We start from the raw sequence: 20,637 nt of genomic DNA, 5'->3' as shown, positions 1-20,637 counted from the left end.
CCATTGACGATTGGCTCATTAGACGCGTGATCTCTTTTAAACTCAATTCGCGATATGTTTTGGCTTCTGTATGAGAGATGCTGCCGCTTAGTATTTGCGTTTCAGAAACACCACTTTGGATAGCATCAGGCACATATTCAGGGAGGTACCGTAGAATTGCTTCTTCGACTATTTGTTGGGGAGATTTTTGACTGCGCGAGTCCATATGCAATGCCCATCCTAGAATGCAAGTTAAAGCAAGTTTCATGATGCTTATTTTGTGATCGCGTCGTCAAGCTAGTATTGTCGGCTAGTTCCGAACTCCTATCCCGATTGGATTATACATCCAGACGCCTCTGGATAGTAAAATATTCTTGTATTGTAAAAATACGTAACAATTTTGATTCTGCGTCATCTTCACCTTGTTTGGTTAGGAAAGGCGTACTACAAGGGATGTTTTCTGCATGCATTACCCCCGTCGTTTCCAGGTCAAGCACCATTTGGATGTCACGTCCGATGAGCTGTCGCGTATTGAATCACCTACCACCGCCATTGGTTATATCGAGAAGTGTCTGAACGACGGGGATGGACGCGGTAAAGATTTCGACGCCTTTATCGCTTCTCTGCAAGGACCCCACTTTCAATCCACTTCGAACAAGTTTCCTGGTCGCACCGCAGCGTCGTTTAACGCTTGGCGCAACACTCTGATTCGTGAAGCTCGACATGGCAATGTGTTACTGGTGGTGGATGCAAGCGAAAAGCCTTTCCATCCGTTGATCGTTGAGAAGAACAAGAAGTTGACGCCGGGGCAGTCCAACACCCATGTCGCCACGCAACTGTTGAATCGCCTTAAGCCGGTCAAGACACCGTCACCCAAGCGCCCAGCGGGGACCGCTGCGGGCGGCGCAGCCGCCTCTAATCCGCTGGCGGAAAGTCATCCATCCTTCAACGGTAATGTGGGCTGGGCCAGTGAAAAGAGCCCCAAAACCAGTTATGGTGCGCCGCCGCCTGCCGCACCGGCGTCTAGTCCTGAAGATAGCTCCGTCAGCAATGCCAGCGGCCAGAATGATAATGGAGCCGTTCACCCTGATAACAAGGAAACTGCCAAGGAGTGCGACCCTATTAGCATGGTCACCGGCGAGGAGCTGCTGGACCTGGTGGACTTCACCCTACCTGGTCCCATGCCTTTAGTGTGGAAGCGCACCTACAAGTCTTCCAACAACCATCAGCGCGGCCTGGGCGTGGGCTGGACGCACCTGTTGTGTCAGACCCTGGAAGAGGACAACGGCCGCATCACCTTCACCACCGATGAAGGCCGTTATATCGACTTCCCGCGGCCCCTGATCGAACAGTCCAGCCGCAACGCGGCGGAGCGCATGACCCTGCATCGGATGGACGAGAACACCTACGCGCTGCAGCAGATGGGACAACCGGATAAAGTCTTTGTCGGCGGCAACGGCGCCTACCGCCTGGAAGCTCTGGTGGACGCCTTGGGCAATCGCATCAACATCGCTTACTGGCAGGATGTGGAAGGTTATGCGCGTCCCATCACTATCCTGCAAGCCAACTGGGGACCGCGTTTGCATATCCTGCACAACGCCCAGGGGCTGATGTGCGAAATCCAGTCGATCCAGTCCAACGGCGCCGTCGTTACCTTGGCCACCTACGACTATGATGAGCAGCAGGACCTGATTCGCGCCGCAGACCGGGCCGGCGCCAGCGAAACCTACGCCTACCGCCATCACGTCATCACCCGCCGCACCCTGAAAACCGGCTTCAGCTTCTATTTCGAATGGAGTCAGTACAGCCCGAGCGGCAAGTGTCTGCGTCAGTGGGGCGATCGCGGCATTTACGATTATCGTTTTGAATGGGATATTGCCAATAAAGTCTCCCACGCCTTTGACAGCAACGGCGGCAAAACCACTTACTACTACGACCACCGCGGCAAGATCATCAAGGAAATTGATCCCGAAGGCGGGGTCACGCGCATGGCCTACAACAAACAGGGCCAGCTGATCGAACATATCGACCCGGAAGGCGGCGTCACCCGTTACGTCTACGACGAGCAGGGATTACTGACGCAACTGACCGACGCCACTGGCGCGACCTATAAAATCCGCTACAACCACCGCGGCCAGCCCGTGGAGATGATCAATCCCCTAGGCCACAGCTGGCGTCGCGAGTACAACGGCCAAGGGCTGCTGACCTGCGTCACCGATCCGCTCGGCAACCAGACCCGCTACGCCTACAACGAACGCGGCCTGCCGCAGACCATCACCGACGCCGCCGGCAATGAAAAAACCTTCGTCTGGAATGCGCTGGCGCAATTAGTCAGCGAGAGCGTCAACGGCCGCCGCACCGAGTACCTGCTGAACGAAGACGGCGATATTAGCGCGGTTGTGGACGCGGACCAGCGCACAACCGAATACGAATACGACCTGCTCGGCAACGTCACTCGCGTACAGCATCCGGACGGCTCCGCCGTGCAGTTGCGCTACAACGCCAACAGTCAACTGACCCACTTTATCGACGCCGCCGGCCGCTGCACGGAATACGTATACGACGGCCTGTCCCAGGTGCGCAAAAAGATCGATCCCAACGGACAGGTGTTTGAATACCTGTACGACAAAGAACGCAACCTGATTGGTCTGATCAACGAGAAGGGCGAGCGCTATAAACTGGGCTACGACCGCAATGAACGCCTCATTCGGGAAATCGGCTTCGACGGGCGGATTCAGGAATACCAGTACAACCGCGCCGGGCATTTGGTCTCTCATCTGGAAGGCGTTCACATTGATCTGCCGTCGGAACAGGCCAACACCACCCGCTTCCGCCGCGATCCCTTGGGCCGACTGCGGGAAAAACACAGTCCGGACGGCGAAGTCAGCCAGTTCCAGTACGATGCGGCGGGACGGCTCACTGAGGCCAGCAACCCTCACCGACAATTGCGCTTCGCCTACAACGCGCTGGGACAGCTAACGGAAGAGCGTCAGGACCAGCATGTGCTGCGTCATGATTACGATCCCCTGGGACTGCGCACGCAAACCCAGTTAGCGGACGGAACCCGGCTTAACTTCGCCTACGATCAGCATGGCCTGTTCAGCGAAGCCCGCTACAACGATAACCTGCTGACGCAGATCACCCGGGATGAACAGGGCCGCGAAATCGCTCGCCAGCAGGGCGCGCTGCAATCCCAGTACGAATACGACCTGATGGGACGCCTGAGTCGCCATCGCGTCAACCATGAAGCCAACAAAACGCAACTGATCGACCGTCGTTATCAGTACGACCACCATGGCAACCTGGCGTTGATCGACGATCTGCAAAAAGGCGCGACCCGCTACCATTACGACGCCCTGGACCGTCTCAAACAGGTGGAGAGTTACTGCAACGAGCAGTTCGACTTCGACCCGGCGGGCAACATCCTGAGCGGCGGATCAAATGACACAGCCGTGAAAAAAGCCAATCGGCTGAACTTTTATGGTGATCGCCATTTCGAGTACGACGAAGCTGGCAACCTGGTTCGCGAAAGACGCGGTAAAGGCGGCAAACTAGAAACCCGCTACCTCTACAACAAGCAGAACCAGCTGATCGCGGTGGAGAAAGACGGTCAACGCACCGAGTATCGTTACGACGCCTTGGGCCGCCGTATCTCAAAACAGGACGCTTTCGGCCAGACGGAATTCCTGTGGAACGGCGATGTGCTGCTGTCCGAACAACGACAGAACCTGCGCAAGCTCTATATCTACGAACCCGACTCATTCCGCCCGCTGGCGTTCATCCAGGACGAAAAAGTCTACCACTACCACCTGGATCACCTGGGCACGCCCCAGGAAATGACCGATGCCGCTGGAACCCTGGTCTGGTCCGTCCGTTACAAAACATATGGGGCTGTGGCCCTTAAAGCTGTGGAAAGCGTTCACAACCCGTTACGCTTCCAAGGTCAGTATTACGACGAAGAAACCGGCTTCCATTACAACCGCCATAGGTACTATGATCCTCAAAGCGGTCGATTCATTAGCCAAGATCCTATTGGTTTATTGGGAGGAGATAATCCTTACCAATACGCTCCAAATCCGGTTGCTTGGATTGACCCTCTAGGTCTGTGTAAAGAGTTAGAGAATAGCCAAGGACACAAACCTTCGGATTTTGGTCTCGAAACGATAGCGCAAAATATTACGCTTCATCAAATATTTGAAGATACATTGAAGCGGTTAGGAGACCCTGCTTATAAGAGAAGTAAAAAATATAAGGAAAAGTATCTCAATAAACTTCAAGCAGGCCAGATGCCATCCCAAAAAGACCTGGAAGAAACATGGAAAAGCGTAAACAGTGCATTTATGGGAGCCGTTAGAGATCACTCAGATCCGAAAATTCAGGCTTTATTGCCACAAGGTTCTGAAGTCCATCATTGGAACTTCTCGAAGCACGACTATCCTTTGCAAGTGGTAGATCCTAGAAACTTGGTGATCACTACAGATAGAGCTACTCACGAGCTTGTCCACAGGTCTACTACGAGTAATGCAAGTAATATATGGAAAGGGCCAATAAAAGAAGAGCATGCGCTAAAGATCGATGATTCATACTACCCTTTAGCGGATCGAGACGAGTAGATTATGTCTATGAATAAAAACATATTGAAGCAAATAGGTTTAAACGACATAGCTAGTCAATATGCGCTTGGTGAAATATCGCACAACTGCGTATCGATTGCTAACAATGAAACCAACTCCCCAATTTATGGTTACCCACTCGCATTCACTCCTATATGGAGAGAGTCCGGCAGCTCAGCGATGTACGGTTATTGGAGGCATTGGTTTTGTGAACGACAAAGCTCTTATGTTCGTATTTCCCCGGAAGATAGTTACCGGGTTATTGAAGTTGGAAAAACATACGAGCAATTAGTTTGCATGATTCTTTTACAAGAAATCTGTGCTGCCGATGGTGTGAATGAAAGGATTAAGGAGTTTGCGGCTAAAAACGGAATAGCAAATTTAGCGGAGATCGATCAGGTTTCAATGGACTCTGGCGATGATGAAACCGGCCTTATAGAGCTGGATATATTCTCAAAACATCCCCCTCTTGCAGTTCTATCGGATGACTTGTCAGCATACAGAGGCGACTTTCCACATGAAGAAATGACTCTTTCCAAATCAGCACTGAAGTCAGTCTGTACTTTGGAGTGTTCTGATGAAGTAAGGGAAAACATATTAATCTCAAATGCCGCCCCAGACTGGTTTACAAGCAAAAATCAGTCAGCTCTATTCAGTGACCTCCTTAATAAGGGGGATGAGCTAGGAGCTTGGATGTGCCTGAATTCAAACGGCTGGAGTTATGTGGACGCAAAGAAGGCAGCGGAAAAACTTGCCTCTAAAGCGACCAATATGAGCTTTACTAGCATAGTAAAAGCATGGTCAGAACTGCCGCATGAAAGGGTTGGCGGTTACTAATTGCCAAAGAGGAAGTTTTAGCTGTGGAAGAGTCTTTTAAGATATGCGTAGAGCACGCAGGGATAGTCATATTCGATGTCGAGCGATTAACCCAGTTTTTTGGAAAGGCCGTTGAGGATGGCTCAGATGTGTCCAAGTACTTTATCAGACATGAAGACCCTGCTGACAATGTTCTAGATAAAGGCATCATGCTACACATGCTGAATATCACGCACGACGAAACTTACACAGTCAATTTTTACCTGGATCAAGAACCACCTTCCCTGGAGGGAAAAAACATTGTTTTCAGACGGGGTGTTTTTCCATTGCACGTGGAAAATCGCTTGGTGGCGGCAGACTTCTCCGTATTTTGTAACTGGAGGAAGGACCGAGATTGGTTGAAAATTGATTGTCCACCAGGTTTCTATGCCTGTGAAATTGAGGGCTTTACCATTGAAGCCGAGGGAAGCATCGTCGACTTTGGCTATAACATCATAGCGAAAACTGAGTGTTCTTTACCCTTAAGAACAGGGAGTACAGCTTTAAACTATCGAGTTTGAGCGTATGTCGAATAAGACACCTGTCTAACCTCTATGAGAAGGAACTCTATCTCATACTTTCAAAAAAATAGAAAAAGGATTATTTCAGGAATGGCTTAATGGTTCTATAGACGCGGATCTGAACTCTCCGGTGAAAAGAAGTGTGCTTTGTTTCTCAGTTCAGCATTAGAGATGCAGGAGGGAACCACGCCTAGTCAGATTTAATGTATTAATCTCAACTTACATCAAACAGTATGTTGAGTCTAGACCTCCTCTTGATCTCTCTAATTTAATAGCGTTTTATCGAAACGGATCCATTATCTCTAAAAAGAGTCAGTTTCCCTCCGCCGGTTTTCTTTAGCATATCCCTAGCGGACTCAATAGCCTCCAGTTGAGTCCGGTGAGAGCTGGATACCACATAAGAATTATTCTTCATATTAAGCCATCGTCCGTCACTCCCTCTTAGTACTGTACGATTACATCCATCTAAGGCGAGTTGTGAATAACATGCAACGCTCATATGCCGCGCAAACTCGCATGGAAGCGCATTGCCAATAATCTGGCATGCATAGTCCATATATTCAGTCGCAAACTCAAAAGAATCAGGAAATGTTTGAAGTCGTGCAGCTTCTCTGACTGAAATTGTTCTGAGTTCTGACGGGTGGCCAAATCGTCCTTTACTGAGTGTCGTGCAGCCACCTGTAATTGTAGGAGAAACTTCATCCCATTCCATGCGTCCATATACATTTCCAAAGCCTTTTTCTTTACCTTTATGGCAATCAGGGCGAAATTCATCTGGTATATCGAATCTCTGCCCTCCAGGCTTTACATAGCTTAACCTCTTCAAATTTATGGGGGCTAGGTTACGAGTTATATTCCAATTAAACTTCCTTGGTCCACCGTACGAATATGACTGATCCAAAGGAGTCGGCGTGTCGAGTCCGGAGAAGGCTTCTCTGACTGTTTTCCACTTGGGAAGGCCATTTTTACCAACACGGGAGTGCGTTGGGTTAGGTATCTCAATTTTAAAACCCAATCCTGCCAATAATACGAACCTCCGTCGATTTTGTGGAACGCCAAAGTCAGCGACTTGGAGCACATCGTAGCTTACTATATAACCTATATCCTCTAAATCTTTGATAAAGTCAGATAGGTAGGAGCGCCCTTTTTGCATTAGCCCTGGGACATTTTCAATCATTACTGCTCTAGGTAATAATCCCTTAACAAGCCTTGAAACCTCTTTTATAAGCGAGTTTCGGCTATCATTGCGCTTATATTTAGAAGTTAAAGACGAAAACCCTTGGCAAGGAGGGCATCCCGCCAGTAAATCAATCCCACCTTTTGTGGTACCACATTGCTTAAGTAGCTCTGATGCGGATACGTACCTTATATCTCTTTCAAATAATACGGCTTCCCTATGGTTAAGCTTAAATGTTTCTGCTGCAACCGGGTCAACTTCGACTGCTGCAATAATATTAAACCCGGCTTGTCTCAGGCCTTCTGATAGCCCCCCGCCTCCAGAGAACAAGTCAATTGAGTTATACATCGCTTTGACCGCCTAGCTTTTTGTCAATTACTTGAAATAAATCATTAAGTGGAGAATCAGCCTCTGCCATTCTCTGCAGTAGTTCTCGAGTTTGCGTTCCACCAAAATTTACAGCATCAATTACGCGGGAGTCGTCGTAATGTTCAGGCACTCCAATCAACATTGATGCTAAAAGCTCAAGGTAGTCCTTTCGAGATTGAAGACAAACATCCTGCCAAGACAAAACATTAACATGTGGGTCCCGACAGGAAATAGCACTGTTAGGATTTCTTCCGATCAATACACCATAAACTTTTGCTTTTGGATACATGTCCTCCAGCCAGCCAACATATGTATAAAGCTGGTTTAAATGCTTTCTTTCTAGCGGAATCTGTGGGTTTTTTAGCTCAATTGCGATTATTATTGAATGGTTGGTATCACTCAAAAAAGTAAAGTCCGGTCTAGTCCCTGAGTCCGGCTGTTTCATTAATTCAGCTTTTGCCTCACCATGTCCTCCCAAGGAGTCTTCTAATGCTGCCTTCTTCGCTATCTCTTTTAACGATTCATCAGCACTTACTTTTCCTTTGTCAGAGCCAAGTATCCAAGGAAATTTCTCCAGAAGAGCTTGTAATTGCCGCTCAGTCCCTGTTTTACTTAACTCATTTAACTTAGATAAAGCATAAATTCTTTGTGCAACGGTTACAGACAACGATAGAGATTCTGGAACCAGGTGCTTATGAATATCATTTAGTGTGTCTAAAAACTGTTGCTCATTTTTTTCTGAGCTCTCAATTTTGTCCCATAGAGCTTTGATGATGTTTCGGGTTGGCCTATGTGTCCATGCCGAGGTTAGCTTTGAAATTACTTCAGACTGCAAATCTTCATCCCTATATATTTTGGGACTCATACTGCAAACCATGTCTTTTATTGTATTTTTTTCCGCTGCAGTAATTTTAGGAATATCAGGAAGCATGTTTAATTTTTCCAGTACTTTTTCTTCATTACCCTTTTTTTGGTGCTGCCTATATTTTAAGACCCATTGAGCTACCAGCTTGTTGCCCCATTCATGTAAGTCATTAGCAGCTTCGTTTTCCCAATTGATACTGGTTCTATCCGTAGAAACCACATCTTCATCAAGTTCATCTAGCCAATCTGCTTCGATAACACCATACATATATCTTGTTGTAATTTCTCTGCCTTTCAAACCGAAGACGAACGGTCTGTCCTGGGCAATCTTTCCATGAGCATATACTCCTACACCCGCCTGATCCTGAGGCCAGTCAGCCTTTTCAATAAAACCAACCCAATATCTAACCTCTCTATCTATGCCGCAAATATTTATCGTTTCTGTTTCAAAGCCTTCTTTATCCGGAATTCTAAATTTAAATTCAGGCAGCGCCTGCTTCTCCGTTACCTTTATTTCATTTACAAATACGGAGAAATCTTCCCCTAACAAAGTGACGGTAAAGCGTTGACCAATCGAATGTAGTAATTTGTCATGAGGTATTTGTCTTTTTAATGACAATTTCCTCATAATTACAAGTGTACCGCTCCCTTTTATACGATCTAAAAATTTTTTTACACTTCCACTTTCATCTTCCCCTAACGGGATATCATCTTTTTTGACACCATCGCATACAATATTAGGCTTATAGTTAATCTCTTTAAGAGTGTCAGAGCTGTCATCCTCTCCTGAAAGAAGTTCCTCCAAGTCTAGCTCTATCCAATAACAAAGCCCTGTATTTTGACTTATCGTAACCAATGAAATTTTATGGGCAATTCCAAACGGAGCTAGCTTTCCTATTCCTTTTCGCCCCATGAGTTTTCTTCTTTTTTTCGTTAACTCATCAATGTTTGAAGGTGTTCGTTTCTTTTTTCCAATTATCAAATAATTATTGGCTAACTCTTCGCGCGACATGCCTGTGCCATCATCTCCAACACAAATGGTTTCACTTGCAATATCTATCCAGACTTTTTCGGCGTCCGCGTCCCATGAATTAGAGACTAACTCAGCCAATACATTGGTAGGTTTGTTTTGATACAGCTTAAGCCCGAGGTGCTCGATAATATTATGGCTGTAACGAAGTTCAAGTTCATTTTCTGCATTCATGCATGCTTCCTTATTTTTATATCCTATGTTTCAAAGCTTACCAATACCTTGAACTTTAAACATGCGCACCTCGTCAAGGAAAGCTCTCAGAAAATTCAAGTTACGGCATTGTACAGTATAGTTTCTAGCTAGACACCTTTTTGGCTGACCAAATAATGAGCAGAAACGTGCTAACTCAATCGCTGTTCAAATGGATGAGATTCGAGTACACAATTAGTGCTCGCAAAATCATGGTAATTATAGCAAACCGTCGAAAGCAAGAATGAGAAAACTTACTTGATGAGATATAAGGTAACATGGCGAGCTTGGGGTATTCCCCTCTAACAGAAATGATCTTATGTGTGCTGACATCAAACGCTAAACTGTTGCCATGATTGATTTTTTAGCCGCTCCAGATTTTAGTTGAAGAAGTTCAGGACTATGAAGCACTCAGAACACTGTATCTACAGACAGTGCAGGAGGCTCCTCAATATCCTCCCTCGTCAATCAATACAAGATTAAAGGCAGAAACTAATCATACTTTGATAACTTGTTACGTCACTTATTGCAGACACTGTTGGCAAATGGATTATGTGAGTTACGCGCCAATGAAGTTCTTAAAAATGGAGTGGAGTGATTCATAACGGGTAAATCTATTGTTTACTTCTACAAGTGTGCTATTACCAATTTTGTAACTTAAGAATCATCAATGATGGCCTTGAGATCATGGTAGTGGACTTCAACGAAATGAATGCTAGTTTTTTCGTCACCGAGTGCTATTGGAACCTCACAATTCTCGGTACTAGCAATCTCTTCCTTTAGCTTGGCCATTACCACATCGTCGGATTTCACAAATTCATCGTACTTGGCTGCACAAAGAGGACAAAGAGCTAGGTACTGGGCTACGAGCTTTTTAGGTAGAAAGCTTGAGGTAAGCATTTCCTTCTTCTCGAAATGATGTTCTCCATTACGTTTTCGAAAGTGTTCTATTTTGCATATCTGACAGACCATTTTGTTGTCATCATTTGTATACTGGTTCCGGAGCCAGGTTTTTATTACTTCATCAGTGATTTCAGTTGGCACCTGTACACTCCTTTCCCGCTTCACGTACTCTTTGTCGGGTGTGCTAGATAGTTGCTCGTCAAGGCGTTCTTGGCGTTGTTCCGGATTGAGAACATGCCTCGCAGGAAATGATGTTTTTTTTTGCTCTATGGTCGGCTGTAATTGTTCAAGAAACATATCCGGTGATTGCCCGCTTTCTCTTATTAATTGCGCTAACTTAGCCATTTTTTGGGCCTCATCTGCAGATTCAAAACCCATTTTTTGTGCGTCAAGGTTTTGTGAGACATATTCTTCAGTGAGTTTCTTTGCGCGACTCCCAAAACCAATCGCGGTCAACAATCCATTGCGGTCGTCATAAGGGAAGTCTGTGCGTAGATCCTCTACTGCCATATCTTGGGCTTTATGGAAGGTGCCGGACTTATCTGGAATCCATGTGCATGCTTTTAGATGGTGCACTAGTTGTGAATCCGTCTCCCGTGTTCGATACTGCTGGTTGGGTCTGTATCTCGCCTTGGCCACACGTGAATCCGCTTCTATCAGAGCTTGCCAGACTAATCTGCTTGCCGAGACTGACTGGACTTTGATGTAACTAACCAGAGCTTTAATTGAGTAGTCCTCACTAATGCTGGTATAGGTTTCCCTAGTGCCACCTAGACCTTTCATGAGTTCTTGGTGTTGAGGGTTGCTCCAGATAGATGCCTGAGAGACATGTACTCCGAACATAACTCCTATTGATCTCAAGAAACTAACGAAGTCTTTAAACTGCGACTCCGTCATTTTATTCTTATAGCGTTCCCATAATACTTCCTTCTTATGAATGGTTATCAACTCTTTCAGGCCGGTGTACTCATATGGGGAGTCTATGCAAAGCTGCGTTGGTTTGAGCCAGTACAGCGTACCATCAGTCGACTTACCGAGCAGAAAGCTATGGTTGTTGAAAAGTTCTGTGTCTGAACTTTTTTTCCAGAAGTCTACGAACTGCTTGATATCTTTGAAGTGGGCATCGTCAATATTTTCAGGAGGATTATCGTAAAGACTCAAGCTGAGCTCAATAACGGATTTTGCATCGAATGGGCGTACACCAAGGTATTCAAGAAATTCAATGGCGTACTTCTTTTGTGTGGCAGAGCGCCCAGTACTATATACAGTAGGCTTTACGAAATGAATTCCACTGGGCGGAGAGGTTTCCTTGTCAGGAAGGAAGTATGCTTCTTCGGCTAACACGTGCTCGTTTGCTTGGCCAGCTGCAATTCTGACGATACGTAAGTCCCCCGCGCTCACAAACATGTTGTGCACTTCACATGCTTCACCCAGCAAAGCATAAAAGCGCATGACCCACGCATCGCTTTTCTGAGCAACCAATACTTCAATAGGCAACTGCTCACCACCGCGCTGGCCAAGTGTTAAGGAAAGTTCCAACCATCCCCAACTATCAATATTAAGGCTATCTAGAAAGCGATCCTCTCGTTGGTTCTGCTGAGGTGGATTCGCTACCCATAATGGTGCTTTCAAGTTTGTTAGCAGCGACAAGTCCTCATCACTAAAAACTTCGGCGATTTTTACAGGACCTCTAAAGAGCGTGTGAGCTGGGGCATACTTACCGCCTCGTGTTGGTGTGAGTGACTCCTCCTGGAATGCGCGCACGACAGCAGCACGAATCGGCTCATAAAACGACGTAAGGTTATCTGCCTGGTTAGGAAGCATGGCAAGTAACCCCATGGTCAACATGCCTTTGTCGCGAATATCGGTAAGCGAACCTACAATGAGTATGGCGATCCAATCACGTAACTGGCGGTTCGCCTCACAATCTCGGACGCTGTCGCGAGCTACTGTTGAGGCGAATGGAGCATGGATATGGAATCTAAGGCCGGAAGATTCTTTTTCTGCCGGAAAGTAGATAGATACCTGGCCATAATCTAGAGGAACAATCCTCCACTTTGGTAAGCTTTTTTTCTGGTATTCCTGCTGGAGGCTATAGGCAATAGCAATTCGACACGTTATGCACCCTCCATCATCATCGACTACTTCAATATCTTTCTGATACCTCAACCAATAAGAAACTGTTTTCTCACCCTTAGGATGACGTGAATGGATTTCTATATATCCATTTGGATGATCAATCCGTTCCAGAGTCCCTTTAGCCCCACTCGCAAGTTGATATTCAATAAGGCGAATGTGACGAAGGAACAACAGTGTGTTGTCGCCTAATGCTTCCAGCCCCCGACTTATCTCTTCTACAGCTTGTGCGGGGCGCTTTGTTGTATGGTTAAATGGAAAGATGAAGCGTGTTTTCTTTTCACTAGGGGCTATTGTTTCAGTGCTGTTGGGCACAGGAACCACAAGGTCTTGAATACGGAAGTGGAAATCCCCCGAGTGGATTTCTGGCGTGCTTGTATAGGCGAAGACTGCTTTAAACCCAACGCCAAACTTCCCAATGCTTGTTGGGTCATCACGTTTGGTGCTTGCGCCAATGCTAGTGATCGAATCAACATCCTCTAGGTTAAAGAGGCGCTCTCCGTTATGTTCGAACTCAGTTTTTTCCTCAGACAGGGTAAAACGCACAACGCTAGCACACGTATCTTCAGCATTTTGTAAAAGCTCATAAATAAAGTGGGCGTTATCTGGGTATAGTTCTGTTAGAAGTCGTTTTATCCCCTCTTCAAAGTTGTTTTCTCGATTACTATCAACCCACCGTTGACGTTTTTGTGCGAGAGACTCTATTGTGTGTGACATTATAAAGTCCTCTCGAAAACATGAATCACACCATACGCAACCGGACCAGCGACGATATCCGCTCTCTCCAGCGCGATATCCAACTCTTGGATTCGCCTTGCGTAGTCCGCTTCTGCGGCGGCGATTTGAGACCGACGCATTTTTTGAATCTTCTCGTTGGTCGCTTGGCCGAGCTGTTCTTCCAAAAGAGCGATCCGCGCCCGGTGGCTAGTGGATAGGCTCTCTCGCCGGTATTCGGCCTGTTCCTGGGTCTTTTGCTGGTGCTTGCTTCTCGCGTCGTTCCACTGGCTGTAGTGCTGAGCGTCCAAGTCGTCCCAAACTGAAGCGCCAAGGTCGTCTGGCATAGCGCCAAGACGATCCGTCGCACACTCCAAAAGGCGACCAAGGTGCTCGGCCACTATGGCGTTCGAGGCGATAGGCTTAAGCACCAAGTCCTCCCTAATGCCGTGAAAGCGCCACTGGTAAATGGCAAATTCGTAGCGCCCAATAGGTATCTCGTTCGACACTACATCGAGATTTGTTAAGACCCGTTGTTTGGTATCAAATGACAGGGCCGCCTGTTTGACCAATGGGTGGAGGGGCATGATGAAGGCGGCCTCGGGATGCTGCATGGCGCAATCAGACTCGAATGTGATAGCCAAATGCTGGCTTCCGCCCTTGAGCCAATTTTCCCATTCGCGGTAAGCAGAAGTGTTCTGTCTTGGGAGCTGATGAAAATCCCTTAAAAGGTGGCCACGGAATTCCTGGGCCAGCCGGAGGGTCTTGAGCGGCTTTTCGCCCAGAATAAATTCCTGGTCTTTACCGCACAAGTGCTGAAGGTAAAGGGTCACCATTCTGCGGAGTGAAGCCGGTGATAGCCAGAAACTTGACGCATCTGCAATTTCGCGGCTCATCTGTTCTTGAGGAAGGCGAATGCCAAACAGCTCCGCCTGCTTCTGCTCCAGGTCTTCCTGCTCTTGGATGAGCCGGATTTTATTATCGGCCAACTGCTGGAACTTCCTCTTACGCTCCTCCTCACTCAGCTCGTAGTTTTCCGCGATGTTTTTGATCTCACGAGTGATTTCCCCAAGTATTTCCTCGCTTCCTCCCAGGGCGTTATTGAAGACACCGATGCGCATCAGACATCGCTGGTAGATATCTGCATCCACGGTTCCCGGCGTGATCAAGTTGACGATGGCTACGCTCTCGCTCCTCTGCCCATTTCTGTCGATACGGCCGATGCGCTGTTCTACCCGCATGGGATTCCAGGGAAGATCGTAGTTTACGATGCAGTCGCAGAACTGGTAATCAAGACCTTCGCAGCCGATTTCGGAAAACAGCAACAGGTCGAGACAGGTCTCATCCTCAGTCGGCTTTTCAAAACGGGCGCGGAGCGTGACACGGTCTTCGTCTGGCGTCCCGCCATGGACCAGCCCGACGCGAAAACCTTCCTCGCTGAGATGGTCGAAGAGGTAGTTTAGGGTATGCCGGAAGCTGCTGAACAGCATAACCTTGTTGTTCTGGAGGCTTTGCTTGTCGCGGACGATGTTGCGTAAAGCTTCGAGTTTGGGATCGTGTACCTCCAGGGAGCAAGCCGCCTTCAGCAGACTCTGGATTTGGTCTTGGATGGGAATAATGGCCTCGTCCTCGGGGATACCGGTGTCATCCGCTTCCTCCCAGGACAGTTCATCCAAATGGCGATTGAGGATCTCCTCAAGAAAGGGGGCAAGACCAAAGAGGCAACTGGCCGCCTGTCGCCTGATGGTGGTCATCATGAACTTCACGTTAACCCCATTGTGAATCTGGCTGAATATTTCAGACTGAATTCTCAACAGTTCGTCGTGCAAATGCTGCTGAGCCGGTGTGAATGGCACGATGACTGTCTCGGGTTTCCTGACCGTGAAATTCCCAATGTCGCGGCGCCGGGTTCTGTTGATGATCCCGGAGAAAGTGTGCATCCCTTCCGTATCGGAGATCATCCTTATGCGTTCCTCATGTGTAATCCCGTCTCCCGAGAGTTCAGAGCGGGCTCGACCAAAAGCGGGATTGTGCCTGAGTATGGCCTGCCCCCAGGACGTGGACGCCGCCTGGTCGAGAGCTTCCTTCGCAAGGTTTTGCCATTCCGGCGTTTGAGATCGCATCGCCGACACCGCCTGATTGATAAACGGGTTTGGCTCAGCCATATGCGAGAAGCTCTCATGATCAATGATGAGATCAGGGCGGAGTGTATTCAGAAGCACGAAGAGGTCGTTACTGCCAAGCTGAATAGGGGTGGCCGTCAAGAAAACTACCGCTTCAGCATGATCGCAGAAAAACTTCACGGCCTTGTGTCTGAACGTATCTTGGTTTCGAATGTGGTGGGCCTCATCGACAATAACCAGATCGAAACGGGGGGGCGGATCAAGGTCCAGTAGGCCTTTTTTCCGCTTCTGCTTTCCTTTGGGAGCCGTGCCATACAGGAGCGTTTCATCGAACAGGGAGTATGGGACAATGCTTTTCTTATGTTGATCCGGCCAGACACCATCCAGATCCATCTCGTTGATGCAGTACCGCAAGGTAGCACCATCAAGATGGGTAAACCGCTCTTCAAAGCGTTTCATTTCGTTCTGCCACTTTTTCTCGGTAACCAGAGGGCGCGGGCAAACAATGAGCACTGAGCGTATCTCACGCCGCGCTTGGAGTTCGCGTAGGATGAGACCTGCTTCAATGGTTTTACCTACACCAACACCGTCGGCAATGAGCAACCGTGGACGATCCGACCGGATAAAGCGTAATACTGGTCTGAATTGATATGGGATGAAGTCGATGCGGGCAGCGTTGAGTGAGTAGAGGATGGATAGTCCCGGGTACTTTATCTGTAGCGCAGTGAGATAGGAATGGAATTGGTCGCAGGGTAATGCGTCTTCTCTTACCTCATGCTGTTCTTCAGCTTGCAATTGCGACGCGTAAAACGTTTGGGTTGTCCCGTCTATGAAGACCTTGAATCGGTTCTCAGGCATTCCGGCCATCACGGCAACCACAGCGCCACGGCTTGATGGGTTTGATTTGGCGAAGACGATTTGCCCGGGTTCAAATTCGTCTACATCGTTTCCCTTTTCCGGAGGCACGGAGGAAGTCTCTGCGGCTCGATCGGGTTCCGGCTGGGCCTCCAACGCAAGAAGGGCCGCCTTTGTCCCTCGTAAATTTTGAATCCACTTGTCATCCGCGCCGATAACAACGGCAAAACGCTGGAGGGTGTCCAGATCCCGGTATATGTCGTCAACGGGGAAGCCTTCTGTTCCCACGTGAGCCCAGTGATTATGGACCGTTTGCATTTCCTTAACGAAGTGGCGGGCTTCGGGTGTAAGGTCTAGGCTACTGGAAATCTGATACCAGTTCTGGTCCAGAACTCGAAGAAGCGCAGCGAGGTCAAGGCCAGCCATTGATGAGACGTTACGTTGCCCCAGTCGTTTCTTTTGCTGAAACGACAGGGTACTTACGACGGCTTTGTTCCACCAGTCGTCAAATAGCGGCGGTAGAACTCTTTCTAGAAATACGGCTAACTGCTCTGCTGTGTCGTCAAGATGCTTCGCAACAGCTCCGAGAACCAAGGCTTTCTCATGCATTTTTCTGCTCGCCTCCTGCTGTGAACTCTTCCACAATTAGGTTACTGAACGAGAGTGCTGTCATATCTCACCATTCCAAATATAGTTGAACCCCATCTGCTAATCAGGACTATGGAAGAGATTGAGAAATAGGACTGGAGCGAGTTCATTAGTGACTATGTATGTTCGGCATGATCACCTCCCACCGACATCTATCAAAGATAGCACCACAGAAACGAATCTGTATCATGGCGTGACAGTTGAAGATTGTGCTTTCTTCTGACGTGAGCAAACCTTAATAAGCAGAACAGTTTTCTACCGTTTTAGCCTTAACTTTATTACGAAGTACTTTGAAAATCTCCCACGCGACCCACATGGATACTCGCTCTCTTTCTCTTCGCTCCAAACCAGCTCTATTTCCTCCGCCTCCCAATGCCGCTATCAAACCGTTCGATTAGTCCGCCATGTAACCAGCTGTTTAAAAAGGGAAAATTATTTTAGAAAGTCGCGGACTTCAAGGTTAGCGGAGAGCGAGGGAAGAGAGAGAAATGGCCGGGAGAGAGCAAAACAGGGGCAAATACCCGGTTTTGAGGTAACTCGCCAAGTCCGCGAGAACCCGCAGGAACCCGCAGGAACCCGCGACAGTACGCAGGAGCAGGCAATAAAAAAGGCCAACCCGAGAAGGTTGGCCTTTCAAATTTGGTGGAGACGGCGGGAATTGAACCCGCGTCCGCCAGTCCTCTGCCATTGGCTCTACATGCTTAGGACCCTCTATTCAGTTAACCTGTTACGACCCGAAGGGCAGGGTGTAAAAGGCGATCTCCTGATGTTTCGCGAGTACAACTGGAGCAGCTGCACAGGCTAGCTTGTTATGGGTGACACTCATAAAAACCGCGGTACAAGCACCTTGGCATGAGTGCTAGAGCCCTTAGGCTGCTAGAGCGTAAGTTTCGTCGTTTGCGACTATTTTTTACAGTAATTGGAGTACGAGTGTTACTGCCCACTCGACATGCACCTCAGGGTTTGTAACCGGCGTCGAAACCAAGTCGTCCCCGATGATTGTAATATGGGGCGTACTTTACCCGATTTCAAGAGCGCTTTTCCAGTCCCCATTTATGTTGCGACTTATTCTGCCCTTCATTGTTTGATTTTATAACCTCAGGGCTTTTGATTCGGGCTTACTGGCCTGATATTTAAATAAGGCTCTTTCGTTAAGTGGCGGTTCTTTATAAATAGGAGGCGTTGCAGTGCTCTCTGTCGACAGTCGGCGGATTAAACGACATCAGATATCTAATATTATCCACTCTGTGCTGATTCTTGGCGGTATGAGTTTCCTGGCCTGGGTATTAGCGAGTTGGTTTTTCGGAGTGCTGGCGGCCTACGCTTTGGCAGGCGTTGTGATAGCTTCATTGTTGATTACGCCAAGGCTGGCCCCTGACATGTTGATACGCGCCTACAAGGCGCAGTATTTGCCGCCCGCCCAGGCTCCGGGGTTGTATCGATTGATTCAGGCTCTGAGAGAACGCGCGGAACTGTTGATTACGCCCCAGGTTTATATTGCCCCCAGCAATGTCTTGAACGCCTTCGCAATAGGAGGCGGAGACGACGCTGCAATTGTGGTTTCAAAGGGACTGCTGCGCTCTCTGTCTCAACGGGAGCTGGCTGGAGTGCTGGCGCATGAAATTGCACATATTCGCAATGGCGATGTGCGAGTCATGATGATTGCCGACAGTATCAGTCGACTGGCGTTTTTGCTGACACACATTGGTCAGTTTCTGTTGCTGATTAACCTGCCGTTGATCTGGTTGGGCGCGATGTCCGTCGATTGGACAGTCATATTGATTCTGCTCCTTTATCCTCTCCTTCTCTCTTTGCTGCAATTGGGACTGTCGCGCACCCGCGAATACCTGGCTGACGCTACGGCGGCTCAGTTGACCGGAGATCCTGCAGGCCTGGCCTCCGCTTTGCGCGCGATAGAGGAGCGGCAGGGAAGCTGGATGGAGCGCATCTTCGCTCCGGGTCGAGGAGAGTCTCAGCCTTCTTTGTTCAGAACCCATCCACCGACCGAAAAGAGAATCCAGCGCCTGCTTGATCTGACACAACAAGAACCAGACGCGGACCTGCTATTTTCCAATACGAATGTCTATCCACAGGACTTGTTAACAGGTCAAACCAATCGGCCAAAACGGTATTGGCATGGCTATTGGTATTGAGCTATTGTCCTTGTGCGGAAGTGGCTGACAGGCTGTTTATAAAGTAGCCGAAGCAAATAAAAATTAAGCGGTATAAGCGCTGAGAGGGTGTCTTTTTCGCCCCGGTTTAGATAAACTCCGCAACCCTTTTCATGGTCCAGAGACAGGACCCTGTTGGGAACGCTCCTCAGTTGCGTTGATGAGCCTTGTCCGCAAGCGACGTCAGGCTCAGGTCAGCCGGATATCGGAGCGGCGCCGATGATGCGTAAAAGGAAAGATTATGCACATCCGGCGAATGTCGCCGATACAAATCCGCCGAATATAACCGACTTTAGAGTATTTAAGATGATTCGATGGGAACACCCGAAACAACGTCGATTTTACCGGGCCAGCATTCAACGGGACCTGTTCGGCCGCCTGGAGATTCTGTGCGTGTCCGGCAAACTGGATGCGCGCAACGGAAGCTGTAAACCCATTTACTGCAATAATCCAGATCACCTCAGGGAAGAGTTGAGAAAAATATTTCGCGCCAGAAGGAAAAGCGGTTACAAGCTTTTCCCTTAACGTCCGTTACTGTCCCCATAAAATCCCGTACCAGCCATCGTATTGGCCTTCACATTTATTCTGATGAGCCATAGGCAAGACCGCCCGGGGCGAAAGTCTGCTCCAGCAGGTTTCGTCCCGGGCGGGTCAATCCGTTCCTGATCTTCCTGCTACCAGAAACCGCGCTTATTCAGCGTTATATCCTACGAGTCCCATCAAGGCTGCTCGCAAGTATCCCATTGCAGCTGATACTCAATTTTTGAGGAGGCGTCGACGGTGTCCAGCTGGATCTCCGCTTTGCCGCCATCATCCGCTTTATAGGCTTTTATGCTGGTGTTGGCGCGAATGATCGCGTCTTCTCCGCAGGGAGACCAGGAAATGGACCCAATACGGAAGTTATCTTCAACGAGGAAGTCCTCCACTACTGGATTCTCCGGGTCTGTCCACTCTTTATTCAGGCGGGAGCCAACAGACTCTCCGGCGAAGAAATAGCTGGCTTGCAGCGATGCATATGCGCCCGGCGCGTTGTCCACATAGCCACGATAGTCCAGCGCCACCAGTGCTACGGTCAGTCCGTGGGGGACCCGAACGGCGACGCCCAGGTTACAGCTCTTCCTGACGCGGCCAGAATCCACAGTGCTGGAGTCGGCGGTATATTGGTCGAAGAACATACTGATTTTTGAGTAATCGGGAGACATTACCGCACTGGCGGAGCCGGATGGGCAACCCGAGCCGCCGTAGGCGAAGTCGTAGATTTCTATATCCTCATTAATGAGGTTAGGTTGGGTGGTTAAGAGAGCATTATCCGCTGTTGCGCCGCCAGAAAAAAATGCCGCCGCAGCCAGCGCCGCCATGATTCCTTTTTTCATATTATGTAATCCATTTTTTGATATCGGTATATTTTGAAAGTACGCAGAGAAAGGCGTACAGGGAAGGATCGCTCAGGCGCAGTGTTCGCCTGCGCACCCTGCGAGGCTTGACGC

General features: G+C 48.5%; 10 protein-coding genes and 1 other RNA gene. 5 read left to right on the top strand and 6 right to left on the bottom strand.

Going from position 1 to position 20,637, the window contains the following annotated elements:
- The first annotated feature begins 443 nt into the window (after positions 1 to 443).
- From AC2IBB_RS27850 to AC2IBB_RS27840, 3 genes are read left to right on the top strand one after another with little or no spacing between them, the layout of a single operon-like run.
- Positions 444 to 4,592, top strand: a complete 4,149-nt coding sequence (locus AC2IBB_RS27850; RefSeq protein ID WP_486329950.1) for an RHS repeat-associated core domain-containing protein — start codon at positions 444 to 446, stop codon at positions 4,590 to 4,592.
- Positions 4,593 to 4,595: 3 nt separating this feature from the next.
- Positions 4,596 to 5,429 carry a hypothetical protein gene (locus AC2IBB_RS27845; protein WP_486329949.1) on the top strand — a complete coding sequence of 278 codons (834 nt, stop codon included), beginning with the start codon at positions 4,596 to 4,598 and terminating at the stop codon, positions 5,427 to 5,429.
- A 23-nt stretch (positions 5,430 to 5,452) separates the two neighbouring features.
- Positions 5,453 to 5,968 carry a hypothetical protein gene (locus AC2IBB_RS27840; RefSeq protein WP_486329948.1) on the top strand — a complete coding sequence of 172 codons (516 nt, stop codon included), beginning with the start codon at positions 5,453 to 5,455 and terminating at the stop codon, positions 5,966 to 5,968.
- Between the two features lie 268 nt (positions 5,969 to 6,236).
- Here the strand turns inward: AC2IBB_RS27840 and dcm are convergent, their stop codons facing one another.
- The 5 genes from dcm to ssrA form a co-directional block, all read right to left on the bottom strand.
- Entirely contained in the window at positions 6,237 to 7,493 is a 1,257-nt protein-coding gene (dcm, locus tag AC2IBB_RS27835) for a DNA (cytosine-5-)-methyltransferase (RefSeq protein ID WP_486329947.1), read from the bottom strand.
- Positions 7,486 to 9,582: an ATP-binding protein gene (locus AC2IBB_RS27830; RefSeq protein WP_486329946.1), complete on the bottom strand. Its 2,097-nt coding sequence runs from the start codon at positions 9,580 to 9,582 to the stop codon at positions 7,486 to 7,488. Before AC2IBB_RS27830 ends, dcm begins: the two co-directional genes overlap by 8 nt.
- A gap of 675 nt (positions 9,583 to 10,257) precedes the next feature.
- Positions 10,258 to 13,356 (bottom strand): sacsin N-terminal ATP-binding-like domain-containing protein, encoded by a 3,099-nt coding sequence (locus tag AC2IBB_RS27825; RefSeq protein ID WP_486329945.1) that lies wholly within the window; start codon positions 13,354 to 13,356, stop codon positions 10,258 to 10,260.
- On the bottom strand, positions 13,356 to 16,940 hold the full coding sequence (locus AC2IBB_RS27820) for a DEAD/DEAH box helicase (RefSeq protein WP_486329944.1): 3,585 nt from the start codon (positions 16,938 to 16,940) through the stop codon (positions 13,356 to 13,358). The genes AC2IBB_RS27825 and AC2IBB_RS27820 overlap by 1 nt, the downstream gene beginning before the upstream one ends.
- A 679-nt stretch (positions 16,941 to 17,619) precedes the next feature.
- Positions 17,620 to 17,973, bottom strand: a transfer-messenger RNA (tmRNA) gene (gene ssrA, locus AC2IBB_RS27815).
- 193 nt (positions 17,974 to 18,166) lie between these two features.
- Here ssrA and AC2IBB_RS27810 point away from each other — a divergent pair.
- Together AC2IBB_RS27810 and AC2IBB_RS27805 are read left to right on the top strand one after the other, a co-directional pair.
- Positions 18,167 to 19,132 (top strand): zinc metalloprotease HtpX, encoded by a 966-nt coding sequence (locus AC2IBB_RS27810; RefSeq protein WP_486329943.1) that lies wholly within the window; start codon positions 18,167 to 18,169, stop codon positions 19,130 to 19,132.
- Between the two features lie 324 nt (positions 19,133 to 19,456).
- On the top strand, positions 19,457 to 19,675 hold the full coding sequence (locus tag AC2IBB_RS27805; RefSeq protein WP_486329942.1) for a WGR domain-containing protein: 219 nt from the start codon (positions 19,457 to 19,459) through the stop codon (positions 19,673 to 19,675).
- 194 nt (positions 19,676 to 19,869) lie between these two features.
- Here AC2IBB_RS27805 and AC2IBB_RS27800 read toward each other — a convergent pair whose 3' ends face one another.
- Positions 19,870 to 20,523 (bottom strand): DUF4360 domain-containing protein, encoded by a 654-nt coding sequence (locus AC2IBB_RS27800; RefSeq protein ID WP_486329941.1) that lies wholly within the window; start codon positions 20,521 to 20,523, stop codon positions 19,870 to 19,872.
- Positions 20,524 to 20,637 lie beyond the last annotated feature (114 nt).

The sequence above is a fragment of the Hahella sp. NS-SX17 genome, from assembly GCF_057367735.1.
This window is presented reverse-complemented; position numbering and strand designations above follow the sequence as displayed.